Below are 13,184 nucleotides of genomic sequence, written 5' to 3' on the forward strand. Positions count from 1 at the left end.
GATGACCCACCGCATTCTGATCCTCGGCGGAACCACGGAAGCCCGGCAACTGGCCGGGATGCTGGCTCGTCGCAAGGATTTTTCCGTCACGCTGTCGCTCGCCGGCCGCACCGAAAGTCCGGTCGCGCAAGGCGTGCCGGTGCGCGTCGGCGGTTTTGGCGGCGCGGAGGGATTGGCCGCCTATCTTCGCGACGAACAAGTCGATCTGCTGATCGACGCCACGCATCCATACGCTGCTCGTATTTCCGCCAATGCCACCGAGGCCGCCGAGCGAGCCGGCGTGCCGATCCTTGCCTTGAGACGGCCCGGCTGGGAGCCTGTCGCGGGCGATCGTTGGACGGTGGTCGACAGTGTCGCCGAGGCGGCAAGTGCGCTCGGCACGGCGCCGCGCCGCGTTTTCCTCGCGATCGGCCGGCAGGAGGCCGGCGCCTTCGAGGCCGCGCCGCACCACTGCTACCTGATCCGCAGCGTCGATCCGGTCGAGCCGAAGCTTGCCGTGCCCGATGCGCTCTACCTGCTGGCGCGCGGGCCCTTCCCGCAGGCGGATGAACGAGCGTTGCTCGAAAAATACGACGTCGACGTTATCGTTTCCAAGAACAGCGGCGGCGAGGCGACCTATGGCAAGATCGCCGCCGCGCGGGCGCTCGGTATCGAGGTGGTCATCATCCGCCGACCGCCTTTGCCGGACGTGCCCTCGGCTGAAACCGTCGATGCGCTGGCGGCAAAGGTCGATCATCTTTTCGACCCCGTTGCCGAACGCGGCGTGTAGACCAGCGCGGGTTTTTCGCCCCGCTTGATGATCCGGGTTTCGGGCGAGCCGATGATGATGCAGGTCGACATATCGGCTTTTGCCGCATCGGCGTCCGCGAGCAGGAAAACCTCGATGCGCTCGTCCGGCCGGCCGGCGGCGCGACCGAAGATCACCGGCGTGGTGCCGGGCAGGATCGCCTTCAGGCATTCGAAGGCGCGGCCAAGCTGCCATGGGCGGGCCTTGCTGATCGGGTTGTAGAGCGCGATGACGAAGCCGGCTCCGGCTGCCGCCAGCAGGCGCAACTCGATCAGTTCCCACGGCTTCAGATTGTCGGAGAGCGAGATGGCGCAGAAATCGTGGCCGAGCGGCGCACCGATGCGGGCCGCGACCGCAAGCATGGCGGTAATGCCGGGGACGACCGAGAGGTCGATGGCGCGCCATTCCACGGGGCCAGCCTCGATCGCCTCGCAGACGGCAGCCGCCATGGCGAAGACGCCGGGATCGCCGCCGGAGACGACGGCGACGTTGTGGCCCTCGGCAGCCTTGGTCAGTGCCTCGTTCGAGCGAGCAAGCTCCTCGCGGTTGTCAGAGGCGATGCGCGTCTGGTCCGGCCGCAGGTCCAGCCGGTCGAGATAGGGCTTGTAGCCATAGAAGAAGGAAGCCTCGGCGACGGCATTGGCAGCCTGCGGCGTAACCTGGTCGGCATTACCGGGTCCGAGACCGATGACGGTAAGGCGTCCGCTCATGCTTTGGCTCCGGGCCGGCCCGACCAGCCGGCGACCAGCACGATGGCGAAGTAGGGCGCCTTGTCGTCCGGCTTGTCGGCGAGCCGCATCGAGACGCTGCCCGGCATGGTGCCGCGCTCGACATAGACGGCCTTGGCCAGCTTGCCGGTTGCCTCCAGCGCGCGCCTGATCTTCGGCAGGTTGCGGCCGACCTTCATGATGACGGCGGCATCTGTGTCGGCGAGGCGGCGGGTCAGCTCGAACTCGCTCATCGTGCCCGGCAGCACGGTCAGCACGTCGTCGCCCTGGACGATCGGCAGACCGGTCTGCGACCAGCAGCCGGACATGGCGGTGATGCCGGGGATGACTTCGGTCGGGAAACGGTGCGCCAGGCGCACATGCAGATGCATGTAGGAGCCGTAGAAGAGCGGATCGCCCTCCGACAGCACCGCCACCATCCTGCCGGCGCCGAGATGCTCGGCGACCTGCTCGGCCGACTGCTCATAGAAATCGCTGATCTGCGCGCGGTAGTCGTCGTGATCCTTGTCGATCTCGGTCGTCACCGGATAGAGCAGCGGCAGCTCGATCATGTCCGGGCGGAAACGGGCCTCGACGATGGCGCGCGCATTGCTGTTGTTGCCGCGCTTGGCGAAATAGGCGACGATATCGGCTTCGGCCAACGCCCGCGCGGCCTTCAGCGTGAGCAACTCCGGGTCGCCGGGGCCGGTGCCGACGCCGACAAGACGGCCTTTCATGATCGCGTTCACAGGCCGGGCCTCGCCAAGGAATTGAGCGCGGCGGCGGTCATGGCGCTGCCGCCCAGCCTGCCGCGCACGATGGCGTAGGGCACGCCATAGGAATTATCGGCCAGCGCATCTTTCGATTCTGCAGCACCCACGAAGCCAACCGGCATGCCGATGATCGCCGCCGGCTTCGGCGCGCCGTCGCGCAGTTTTTCGAGCAGATAGAAGAGCGCGGTCGGCGCGTTGCCGATGGCGACGACCGAACCTGCCATGCGCTCGCCCCAGAGGTCGATCGCCGCGGCCGAGCGGGTGTTGCCGATTTCCTTGGCGATGTCATGCGTGCGCGGATCGCGCAGCGTGCAGATCACCTCATTGCCGGCCGGCAGCCGGGCGCGCGTGACGCCATGCGCCACCATCTCGGCATCGCAGAAGATCGGCGCGCCGGCGGCCAATGCGGCGCGCGCCGCGGCGACGAAACCGTTCGAGAACACAAAATGGCTGGCGGCTTCGACCTGGCCGCAAGCATGGATCATGCGGATCGCGACATCGGCTTCGGCCTCGGAGAAGCGCTTGAGGTCAGCCTCGGCTCGGATGATGGCGAAAGAGCGCTCGTAGATCGCCATCCCGTCGTGGATATAGTCGTAGGCGGCCATTCAATGGTTCCGTCGATAGAGTTCGGCGATGCCGACAGCGCCAAGCCTTGTGAGGCAAACGGCGGCGGTTTCGCCTTGATGTCGTTCTCGGCGGACCGCCGCCGCAATGGCGGCGACCCCGCGCGCGGCGTCATAGCCTGGCCTGTATCCGGCAGGAAGGGCCTTTGCCGTCCCGTCCACGACAAGACCGGCTCCGTTTTCGTCGCCGACCAATGTCAGCGCCGCGGTGCCCGGATGCGCGCAGCCCTTGGCGCAGCCGGAAATGTGCAGCGTCAGCGAGGTGTCGAACAGTTCGGGGCTTTCAGTTGCGATTGTCTCGGCCATGGCGCGCGTGGCGATGCGGCCGGAAGCACAGGCCGGCGTGCCGGGACAGGCAGCGATGCGGGTGCGCGGGTCGGTGGGGGAGGTGACGAAGCCGAGGGGGGTGGCGGAGGCGCGGAGCGAGGCGCTGGTGGTGGGGGAGAGGCCGAGGACAAGCAAGGCACGGCCGGGGGAGAGGCGGATTTCGGTGGTGCCAAGGGTTGAGGCTTGGCTTGCGAGGTCGATGAGATTTTGGGCCGGCATGCTGCCGAAAGGTAGGGCGATGCCGAGGGCGTGGCCGGTGTTGAGTTTGAAGGTGCCAATGGGACCTCCCGCAGGCTGGCGTTCCTGCACCCCCCTCTCTGTCCTGCCGGACATCTCCCCCTCAAGGGGGGAGATTGCCTTGTCACCGCGGCTTTCGCCAATCTCCAACGCTGGAGGTGGAGAGCTGTCGCGGGAACTGCCAATCTCCCCCCTTGAGGGGGAGATGTCCGGCAGGACAGAGAGGGGGGCAACAGAGTGCCAAGCTGCGAGAGAGGCCAACTGTCGCTCCGACAAATCCCGTGTGTGAGCCTCTCTGCCTCTCTCGGCAACCATCCTGAGTGCGGCCACAGCAATGTCGCGCGCAGCATCCGCGTTGACCGTCGCGAGCGGTCTTGCAGTGCGTGCGTCACCCGCAACCGACACGTCCCAACAAACATGCTCGCCGGTCCGCACCGCCTTGAGCCGCACATCGGCTCCCACCGCATCCAGCGTGAGTTGCCCACCGCCGTCGACAACCACCGACACTTTCGGCCCGAGCCGTGCCGTCACCCCAGCCTCTTCAATCGCCACCCTGATCCGCTCAGCCAGCGGGCGCGGATCGGCAATCTCCTGCGGATCGACACCCGCCAGCGGCCCGGTCTCGACCGGCACGCCGCTGCGCACCGCAATGCCCATAGCATCCACCTCTGCCGCGAGCAGCCTTGCGCTTTCCGCGCTCAGCCCGCGGATCTGCAGGCTGCCGCGCGCGGTCACTTCCATGATGCCGTTGCCGTGGCGCAGGGCGGATTCGCCCAGTCCGATCAGCGACTTGGGCGAAAGTCCTCCATCAACAGGATTGAGCCGCACCAAAAGCCCGTCGCCGGTCTGCATCGGAGCGCTCAAGGCAGGGCAGGCGCCGCGGCGTGAGAAGGCGTTCATGCCGCCACCCCGCTTGCCTCGGCCTCGGCGATCAAGGCCGCGAGATCGTCGTCGATGGAATTTCTGAGCGGATGCCAGAGGCCGCGCCGGCGCGCCGACAGGAACCGTTCGGCGATGACTTTTGCGGCTGCCGGGTTCTCGCGCAACAGGAAGGCGCGGACATCCGGGTTACCGACATAGGCGTCGTGCACCGCCTCGATCAGCGTTCCCGATATGGCATGCGTGGTTTCGGCGAAGCCGACGAGACGGTCGACCGTCTCGGCGAATTCCGAGGCGCCGCGCGGACCGTGGCGCATCTGGCCGGCGATGAAGCGCGGGTTGACGGCGCGGGCGCGGACCACGCGCGAAACCGCTTCGCTGACCGAGCGCGGCTTCGGCTTCTTCGGATCGGTCGTGTCGAGGACGATGACGTCGGCATTCCGGCCAAGTGCGGCAAGCGCCGCCGAAAACCCGCCGATGAAGGCGACGTCGGCCGAGCCTTCGAGGATGTCGCGGCCAGGGTCGTCGCCGGTGTGGACGAGGAGGTCGGCCTCGGCAATGCGTCCCTCGAAAGCGCCGGGCGCCGCGATCGCCTCGCCGTCGGCGCCGCCATAGGCGTGCGAGGTGGCGTCGAGATAGGCGCGGCCGATCTCCTCGCGCGCGCCCCATTCGCCGCGCGACAGCAGATCCTCGACGCCGGCGCCATAGGTGCCGGGCGAGGTGCCGAAAATGCGCGGGCTGACCTTGCCCTGCGCGCGGGTCGCAGCGGCTAGCGGATTTTCCGAGTCTTCCTCGTCGCGGCTGGCGACCGCGGTGGCGGCGGCGTCGATCAGCGCAATCTGAGTCGGGAACATGTCGCGGAACAGGCCGGAGATGCGCCATGTAACGTCGACGCGCGGGCGGCCGAGCGCGGCCGGCGGCAGCACCTCGATGCCGGTGACGCGCCCCGTTGCGGCATCCCACTGCGGCCGGCAGCCCATCAGCGCCAGGCCTTGGGCGATCTCCTCGCCGCCGGTGCGCAGCGAGGCCGAGCCCCAGAGGTCGATGACCAGCGAGCGCGGCCAGTCGCCATGGCTTTGCATATAGCTGCGCACCACCTCTTCCGCTGCCGCCTGGCCGAGATCGTAGGCAGTCGGTGTCGGCATGGTGCGCGGATCGGAGGTGAAGAGGTTGCGGCCGGTGGGCAGCACGTCGGAACGGCCGCGCGCCGGCGCGCCGGCGGGACCCGCCTTGATGTGGCGGCCGTCGAGCGCGCCAAGCAGGTTCGCTTTTTCGGCTGCCGCGCTTTGCCGGCGCAGAGGATCTGTCTCGCCTTCCGGCGCGCGGCCGTAGACATGCAGCCCGTCCTTGACGGCGAAATCCTTGAGGTCACAGAGCCAGGCATCGATGCGGCGCAGCGCCTCGTCGGGTTGATCGGTCTTGGCGACGCCGGCTTCCGAGGCAAGTCCGGTCTTTCGCGCCGTCTCGACGATCAGCTTTGCAAGGCGGTCACGGCGGCGACGGTCGAGACCGTCGGCCTGGGCATACTCGTCGACCAGCCGCTCCAGCTTCTGTTGGGCCTCATCGAGGCCGGCGCCGGTCAGCGGCGGAGGCAGATGGCCGAGGGTCACGGCCGAAATGCGGCGCTTGGCCTGCGCCGCCTCGCCAGGATTGGAGACGATGAAGGGATAGATGACCGGCAGCGAGCCGGTGACGATCTCGGGGAAGCAGGTGTCGGAGAGCGCGACGGTCTTGCCCGGCAGCCATTCCAGCGTGCCATGCGCGCCGACATGGACGATGGCATGGACGCCGAGCGATTTCCGCAGCCAGAGGCCGAAGGCGATCAGCTCGTGGCGCGGGGGGAGCGTCGGGTCGTGGTAGTCGGCGCGCCGGTCGGCGGAACGACCGCGGTCGGGGGCGAGGGCCACGGTGATGTTGCCAAAGGTCGCGGCGCGGAAGGGGAAGTGCGCTAAGGTTGGCGCCTGAACACCCCTCTCTGTCCTGCCGGACATCTCCCCCGCAAGGGGGGAGATTGGCAGTTCCGCCGACGGCGCCATTCCTGCAACGCTGGCGATTGGCGAAAGCGGTGGCGACAAATTGATCTCCCCCCCTGCGGGGGAGATGTCCGGCAGGACAGAGAGGGGGGCCTCGCGCAACCCTATCCGGCCTTCCGCGCTCCCCCAGGCAGCCCTGACTGCGTCATGCGCGCCTTCCGGCAGTTCCGTGGACATGCGCAGGTAGTCTTCTGAACTCAACCCGTGCCCGCCCACCTCCAACGCATACAGCAATTCCCGAGGCGATTGTGGAATCCCATCAACCGGATAGCCCTGTTCTTTCAGGTCATGCAGCATGGCGAGCACGCTCGACGGCACGTCCAGCCCAACGGCGTAGCCGGTCCGTCCAGGCGCGCTCGGATAATCCGGGATCAGGATGGCAAGCTTGCGCTTTGCCCGATCCGTCCGCTGCAGGCGAATGAACGCCGCGATCCGCCTGGCGACCTGCGCGACTCGATCCGCCTCCGGCCGGTTGGCGAAAGCGCGAAAAGCCAGCGCCGGGTCTGTCTCGACTTCGCCCTTGAAGGAAATAGCGCCGGCCAGGATGCGGCCGTCGAGCTCGGGCAGGACGACATGCATGGCGAGATCGGCGGGCGCCAGGCCGCGCTGGTTCTTCTCCCAGACATCGCGTCGCGTCGTGGCGACGATGACCTGGAACACCGGCACGCCGGCACGGTCGAACAGGGTTTCGGCGCCGGGTTCGGCGCCCGAGGCAAAGGCCGTGGCGGTGACGATAGCGGCGGGGTTCAGTGAGGCGAGGGCGGCTTCGACGAAGGCCAGGGATGCCGGGTCCTTGATGCTGGACACGAAGATCGGCACGGGTGCCAAGCCTTGCGCACGCAAGGCGGCGACGAGCGCATCAATGGGCGCGACGTCGGCGGCCAGCAGCATCGAGCGGTAGAAGAGGATGGGAATGATGGGGGAGCCGACGTTGTCGGCGTCGCCAACGCTCGATAAGACAGGCTTTTCGACAACTCCCAGCCCAGGCTCATAATATCCAGCCTTCGGCACGCCGACCGGTTCGGCAACTGCCGCATCCGACCCCGCAAGCCTTGCCAGCCTTTGCACCAGCGCCGCCATGTTCGCCGGGCCGCCTTCGCGGAAATAGCCCAGCAGCGCATCCAGCTCAGCGCGCGGCAGGGTCGAGGCTTCAATCAGCCGCGGGTCCTCGTCATGGCTTTCGCCGGGCAGCAGCGCCAGCTTTATGCCGCGCTCGCGCGCCATCGCTGCCAGCTGGTCGCAGCCGTAGCGCCACCAGTCGTAACCGCCGAGGATGCGGACGAGGACGACCTTGGCGTGGCGGGCCACGCTGTCGATCCAGAGATCGACCGACATCGGATGGCGCAGGTCGCGCAGGGCCGCAAGCCGCATCGAGGGCAGCCGCTCCGCATCGGCCTTCCAGGCGGCGGCCACGCCGGCGAGATCGCTGTCGGTGAAGGATAGGGCCACGACATCCGCAGGCGTCTGCCTGAGGTCGACCGGCTCGGCGAGATCGTCGAGCGAAGCGGATGTGGTGGCGAGGATATGCATCGCGGTCTGGATTTTGCCTCAGCCGGCGAGGATACGCTCGATCGCCGGGCGGTTCAGCCCCTTGAGGCCGATGACGACGAGCCGCGAGCGGCGATCGTCCTCGGCGGTCCAGGCGCGGTCGTAATAGTGGTTGACGCGCGGGCCGACAGCCTGGAGCAGGAGCCGCATCGGCTTGCCGCCGACCTCCACGAACCCTTTGACGCGCAACACGTTTTCCTGCTCGGCGGCAAGCGCGACGCGCTTTGCCAGCTCGTCCGGATTGGCGATCGACGGGATGTCGATGACGAAGGAATCGAAATCGTCGTGCTCATGGTCGAGCTCGTCGTCGTGATGGGTCTTGCGGTTCTCGATATCGTCCTCGACGGCGAGGCCGAGGCCGAGCAGCACCGACGGATCGACCTTGCCCTGCGCGGTCGGCACGACTTTCACGGCGCGCGCCACATGCTCGCCGATAACGGCGTTGGCGCGCTCCGAACCGGCCGCGTCCATCAGATCGCTCTTCGAAAGGATGATCAGGTCGGCGCAGGCGATCTGGTCCTCGAACACTTCCTCGACCGGATCGTCATGGTCGAGCGTCACGTCCGCGGCGCGCTGCGCCTGCAGCGCATCCATGTCGGAGGCCACGCGGCCGTCGGCCAGCGCCGGGCCGTCGACCACGGCGACGACGCCGTCGACGGTGACGCGGCTCTTCACCGTCGGCCACTGAAAGGCCTGGACAAGCGGCTTCGGCAGAGCGAGGCCGGAGGTCTCGATCAGGATGTGGTCGACCCTCGGCGTGCGCGACAGGATCTGGTCGAGCGCCGGCACGAAATCGTCGGCGACGGTGCAGCAGATGCAGCCATTGGCGAGCTCGACGATGTTTTCTTCCGGACAGGTGTCGACGCCGCAGCCTTTCAGGATCTCACCGTCGATGCCGACATCGCCGAACTCGTTGACGATGATCGCCAGCCGCTTGCCCTTGGCATTTTCGAGCAGGTTGCGGATCAGCGTCGTCTTGCCGGCGCCGAGGAAGCCGGTGACGACGGTGCAGGGCACGCGGGAAACGGAAGCGTTCATGGTCAGTCCTTCAGCATGTCGAGGGGAGGGATGCGGGCAACCAGGCCGCGCTTGAGGGAATCGGGCCGGCCGCGCCAGGGGATGAGCCCGTCGGTCGAGGTGGCGAAGAGCTTTGCGCCGGCGACGAGATCGGCGCCGCTGGTCGTGTCCAGATCGCCGAAGACATAGCTCCAGCAGCCGTCGCGAAGCAACGCCGCGCTCAGGCGGCGCTTGCAGTTGCCGAGGCATTCGACGGTACGGATGCGGATGTTCTCGCCCGATACGGCGCGGCGCGTGTCTTCGGCAAGCAGGGCGCCGGCGCGCGGATGTGCGTCGGACCCGGTCTCATCGCGGCAGGACGAGCAGACGATCACGGTCACGCCGGCCAGCGCGTGGGGCTCGGACGAAATGTCCGCGATATTTGCCGGGAAACTGCCGTTGCGATCCAAAACCAGGCTCCTTGCCCGGAAAACCCGCCGGACATTCGGATACTTAAAGTCTCAGACGGCAGGTCTCCTGGCTCGCGGGTCGTCGCCTTGAATGCCGCCTTCCCGGGAACATCCCAGTGGTTTTCGGCCGGGGCTCGTCGCTTACAGTTGCGGGGACAGCCGCGGATTTGGAATTTTTCAACTCCGCACCGCATTCCCTCTTGGCTCCTCCCTTTGCCGGGAGAAGACCGTCTGGGTCAGGATTTAGGCTTACGGCTAGGCGCCTGTCAACGCGCGGCTACGACACCGCGATGTCGGCCAGCGCCGGTCCGAGGTCGCCGGCCGGCGTCACTTCGATCGCCTCCAGGTCAAGCCAGCCCTGCATCTGCTTCAACTCGTCGAAAAGCTGGGCGGCGGTTTCAGCGGGAGCACCGGCCTCGCCATAGGCCGCGTAAACGCGCAAGATGCCGGCCGGCCGGTCGGCGCGCAGATCGACACGAGCGACGATGCGGTCGCCGAGCAGGAAGGGCAGCACATAGTAGCCGTACTGGCGCTTTTCGGCTGGCGTGTAGATCTCGATCCGATAGCGGAAATTGAAGAGCTTTTCTGTGCGCGTGCGTTCGAAAACCACGGGATCGAACGGGGCGAGCAGGGCGCGCGCCTCAATCCGGCGCGGGATCCGCGCGTCCTTGTGGAGATAGGCGGGCTTGTCCCAGCCTTCGACCTTCACCGGCAGCAATTCGCCCGCTTCGACCAGTTCCTCGATGCGGTCCTTCGTGTCGCCGGGGGCCAGCCGGAAATAGTCGCGAAGGTCGCCATAGGTGGCGATGCCGTGGGCGCGGGCCGAAATGCGCAGCAATTCGCGATGCGCGTCCTCGACCGAGGGCACGGGCAGGTCGAGCACGGCCTGCGGCAAAACGCGCTCGGGCAGGTCGTAGTAGCGTTCGAAGCCGCGCCGGTAGGCGGTGGTGATGCGACCGGCCCAGAACAGCCATTCGAAGGCATGCTTGGCCTCGCTCCAGCCCCACCAGCCGCCATTGCCCTTGTGGCCTTCGATATCGGAGGCGGCGATCGGCCCGCGATCGGCGACCTCTCTATAGATCTCGTCGATCATTTCCTTGCGCTCGCGGCCCCATTTGGCCAGGCCGAGATACATCTCGTCGCCCTGCTCGGCGCGCTGCATGCGCCAGCGCAGCAGGGGGTAGGTCTCGACGGGCAGGAACGACGCCTCATGCGCCCAATATTCAAAGACGGCGCGCTTGCGGGTGACCGCCGCGTTGTCGAGCAGCGACAGCGGGTAGGGGCCGAGGCGCGAATAGAGCGGCATATAATGGGCGCGCACCACGGCGCTCACGGAATCGATCTGCAACAGGCCGGTCCGCGAAAGCACACGCGCAAGGTGCCGGCGATCCGGAACCCCTCCGGGACGAGGGTCGTTGAACCCCTGTGATCCAAGCGCGATGCGCCTCGCCATGGCGAGCGAGATTTTCTCCTTCATCAAGCTGTCCTTGCCCCGATCGTCCGTTGGATTTTTAGCCGGTGATTCCGGCCATGCTAGCAGGCAAATGGCGGGAGATATGTCAGGAGAGAAAAGTGGAGTAAAAAGTGAAGGAAATCAAACAGGAGCGGATCGGACCAGTTTCTTCCGATAAGGCGTCCAGGGTCGCGATTTGAACAAGGTTTGACTTGCGTCACCGAAACCGCTGCGCTAACCCTCGCCGCGTTGCAGCATGGGCCTCTTAAAACGATTCAGCGGTTAAACTGTCACGCTTCCGCATTAGAGTTCGTTGCTGTAATCAAAGTGAACTGCCCCGCCGAAGGAAAGCCGCCGCATGAGCGCACTCCTGAGTTCATATCTGCCCATCGTCCTGTTCATCGCCGTTGCGATGGTCGTGGGTTTGGCGCTCATCATAGCCCCCTTCCTGGTGGCGTATCGCAATCCCGATCCGGAAAAGCTTTCCGCCTATGAATGCGGGTTCAACTCGTTCGATGACGCCCGCATGAAGTTCGACATCCGCTTCTATTTGGTGTCGATCCTGTTCATCATCTTCGATCTCGAGGTCGCCTTCCTGTTCCCGTGGGCGGTGTCCTTCTCCAAGCTCGGCATGCTCGGCTTCTGGTCGATGATGGTGTTTTTGGCGGTGCTGACCATCGGCTTTGCCTATGAATGGAAAAAAGGAGCGCTGGAATGGGATTGAACGACAGTTCAGGCACCCTCGTCGCGCCGAAGCCCAAGGGCATCATCGACCCCAACACCGGCAGGCCGGTGGGGGAGGACGATCCCTTCTTCCTCGAAATCAACAATGAACTGGCCGACAAGGGCTTCCTTGTCACCTCGACCGAAGCGCTGATCACCTGGGCGCGCAGCGGCTCGCTGATGTTCATGACCTTCGGCCTTGCTTGTTGCGCGGTCGAGATGATCCACACCTCGATGCCGCGTTATGACTCCGAGCGTTTCGGCGTCGCGCCGCGCGCGTCGCCGCGCCAGTCCGACATCATGATCGTCGCCGGCACGCTGACCAACAAGATGGCGCCGGCGCTGCGCAAGGTCTACGACCAGATGCCGGAGCCGCGCTACGTCATCTCGATGGGCTCCTGCGCCAATGGCGGCGGCTACTACCACTATTCCTACTCGGTGGTGCGCGGCTGCGACCGCGTCGTGCCGGTCGACATCTATGTGCCCGGCTGCCCGCCGAGCGCCGAAGCGCTGCTCTACGGCATTCTCCTTCTGCAGAAGAAGATCCGCCGCACCGGCACGATCGAACGGTGAGCCGATGACCTTGGCGTTGAACGAACTCTCCACCTATCTCGGCGAGAAGCTCTCCGGCCGCATCGGCGAAGCCGTGCTTGCGTATGGCGAGTTGACGGTTCCCGTTGAGCCGGGCAATCTGATCGAGGTGGCCACCTTCCTACGCGACGACCCGCGCTGCCAGTTCATCTCGATCATCGACATTTGTGGCGCCGACTACCCGTCGCGCGCCAGGCGCTTCGACGTCGTCTATCACCTTCTGTCGCCTAAGCAGAATGTGCGCATCCGCCTCAAGGTCCAGGCCGACGAGGAGACGCTGGTGCCGTCGCTTACCGCCGTCTATCCCGGCGCCGACTGGTACGAACGTGAGACCTACGATCTCTACGGCGTCCTGTTCAGCGGCCATCCGGATCTGCGCCGCATCCTCACCGATTACGGTTTCGACGGGCACCCGCTCCGCAAGGATTTCCCGCTGACCGGCTTCGTCGAGGTTCGCTATGACGACGAAGCCAAGCGGGTCATCTACGAGCCGGTCGAGCTCAAGCAGGAATTCCGCAATTTCGATTTTCTTTCTCCTTGGGAAGGGACGGATTACGTCCTGCCGGGGGATGAGAAGGCGAAGCAGTGAATGGTGAATAGTGAATGGTAAATGGACGAGACGCCGGAAAAGATACGCGACTATCGCGATCTCATCGTCTGGCAGGAGGCGATGGATATCGCCGAGGCTATTTACGTCGTCACGCGCGGGTTTCCGCGCGAGGAAATGTATGGAATGGCAGCTCAGATGCGGCGATGCTCGGCTTCTATACCGGCGAATATTGCGGAAGGGTTCGGCCGAGCTCAGCGGCGACCGTTCATTCAATTCCTTCGTATCGCGCAAGGCTCTTTGAAGGAGTTGGAAACACATCCAATGCTCTGCGGGCGCGTTGGGCTGCTGACCAGGGAGCAGGCTGCAAGTCTGGAGCCAAGTTATACCAGGCTGGGCAAAAGACTGGTTTCATTCGTTCGATCGCTCGAGGCAGAACGCGAATGACCATTCACCATTCACCATTCACCATTCACTATTCGCCAAGGGC

The 13,184-nt window shown here is 65.8% G+C and carries 13 protein-coding genes and 1 riboswitch; of the genes, 5 read left to right on the top strand and 8 right to left on the bottom strand.

From position 1 onward, the window contains the following. Window position 1 precedes the first annotated feature (1 nt). On the top strand, window positions 2-769 hold the full coding sequence (locus tag DPM35_RS11115) for a cobalt-precorrin-6A reductase (RefSeq protein ID WP_112127775.1): 768 nt from the start codon (window positions 2-4) through the stop codon (window positions 767-769). Here DPM35_RS11115 and DPM35_RS11120 read toward each other — a convergent pair. From DPM35_RS11120 to DPM35_RS11155, 8 genes are all read right to left on the bottom strand, one after another. After that, window positions 733-1,497 carry a precorrin-3B C(17)-methyltransferase gene (locus tag DPM35_RS11120; RefSeq protein WP_112127337.1) on the bottom strand — a complete coding sequence of 255 codons (765 nt, stop codon included), beginning with the start codon at window positions 1,495-1,497 and terminating at the stop codon, window positions 733-735. The two genes, DPM35_RS11115 and DPM35_RS11120, sit on opposite strands and share 37 nt — an antisense overlap. Then, entirely contained in the window at window positions 1,494-2,231 is a 738-nt protein-coding gene (locus DPM35_RS11125; RefSeq protein WP_425373353.1) for a precorrin-2 C(20)-methyltransferase, read from the bottom strand. Before DPM35_RS11125 ends, DPM35_RS11120 begins: the two co-directional genes overlap by 4 nt. 8 nt (window positions 2,232-2,239) lie before the next feature. Then, window positions 2,240-2,872, bottom strand: a complete 633-nt coding sequence (locus DPM35_RS11130) for a precorrin-8X methylmutase (protein ID WP_112127339.1) — start codon at window positions 2,870-2,872, stop codon at window positions 2,240-2,242. Next, window positions 2,873-4,354, bottom strand: coding sequence for a precorrin-3B synthase (gene cobG / locus DPM35_RS11135; RefSeq protein ID WP_112127340.1), 1,482 nt, complete (start codon window positions 4,352-4,354; stop codon window positions 2,873-2,875). It lies immediately after the preceding gene. After that, complete coding sequence (cobN, locus tag DPM35_RS11140) at window positions 4,351-7,896, bottom strand: cobaltochelatase subunit CobN (RefSeq protein ID WP_112127341.1); 3,546 nt, start codon at window positions 7,894-7,896, stop codon at window positions 4,351-4,353. Before cobN ends, cobG begins: the two co-directional genes overlap by 4 nt. 18 nt (window positions 7,897-7,914) lie before the next feature. Then, window positions 7,915-8,952, bottom strand: coding sequence for a cobalamin biosynthesis protein CobW (cobW, locus tag DPM35_RS11145; RefSeq protein ID WP_112127342.1), 1,038 nt, complete (start codon window positions 8,950-8,952; stop codon window positions 7,915-7,917). Between the two features lie 2 nt (window positions 8,953-8,954). Next, window positions 8,955-9,380: a DUF1636 family protein gene (locus tag DPM35_RS11150; RefSeq protein WP_112127343.1), complete on the bottom strand. Its 426-nt coding sequence runs from the start codon at window positions 9,378-9,380 to the stop codon at window positions 8,955-8,957. 40 nt (window positions 9,381-9,420) lie between these two features. Then, window positions 9,421-9,627: riboswitch (cobalamin riboswitch) on the bottom strand. A 30-nt stretch (window positions 9,628-9,657) separates the two neighbouring features. Next, complete coding sequence (locus DPM35_RS11155; RefSeq protein WP_112127344.1) at window positions 9,658-10,857, bottom strand: winged helix-turn-helix domain-containing protein; 1,200 nt, start codon at window positions 10,855-10,857, stop codon at window positions 9,658-9,660. Between the two features lie 334 nt (window positions 10,858-11,191). On the opposite strand from DPM35_RS11155, the gene DPM35_RS11160 reads away from it, so the two are divergent. The 4 genes from DPM35_RS11160 to DPM35_RS11175 are packed head-to-tail and all read left to right on the top strand — an operon-like array spanning window position 11,192 to window position 13,141. Further along, window positions 11,192-11,557, top strand: coding sequence for an NADH-quinone oxidoreductase subunit A (locus tag DPM35_RS11160; RefSeq protein WP_112127345.1), 366 nt, complete (start codon window positions 11,192-11,194; stop codon window positions 11,555-11,557). Next, window positions 11,548-12,129: a NuoB/complex I 20 kDa subunit family protein gene (locus DPM35_RS11165; RefSeq protein WP_015317338.1), complete on the top strand. Its 582-nt coding sequence runs from the start codon at window positions 11,548-11,550 to the stop codon at window positions 12,127-12,129. The genes DPM35_RS11160 and DPM35_RS11165 overlap by 10 nt, the downstream gene beginning before the upstream one ends. Before the next feature lie 4 nt (window positions 12,130-12,133). Further along, window positions 12,134-12,736 carry an NADH-quinone oxidoreductase subunit C gene (locus tag DPM35_RS11170; protein ID WP_112127346.1) on the top strand — a complete coding sequence of 201 codons (603 nt, stop codon included), beginning with the start codon at window positions 12,134-12,136 and terminating at the stop codon, window positions 12,734-12,736. Window positions 12,737-12,757: 21 nt separating this feature from the next. After that, window positions 12,758-13,141, top strand: coding sequence for a four helix bundle protein (locus tag DPM35_RS11175; protein ID WP_112127347.1), 384 nt, complete (start codon window positions 12,758-12,760; stop codon window positions 13,139-13,141). Window positions 13,142-13,184: the final 43 nt, after the last annotated feature.

Source organism: Mesorhizobium atlanticum (assembly GCF_003289965.1).
In the GTDB taxonomy this organism is placed as follows: Bacteria; Pseudomonadota; Alphaproteobacteria; order Rhizobiales; family Rhizobiaceae; genus Mesorhizobium; species Mesorhizobium atlanticum.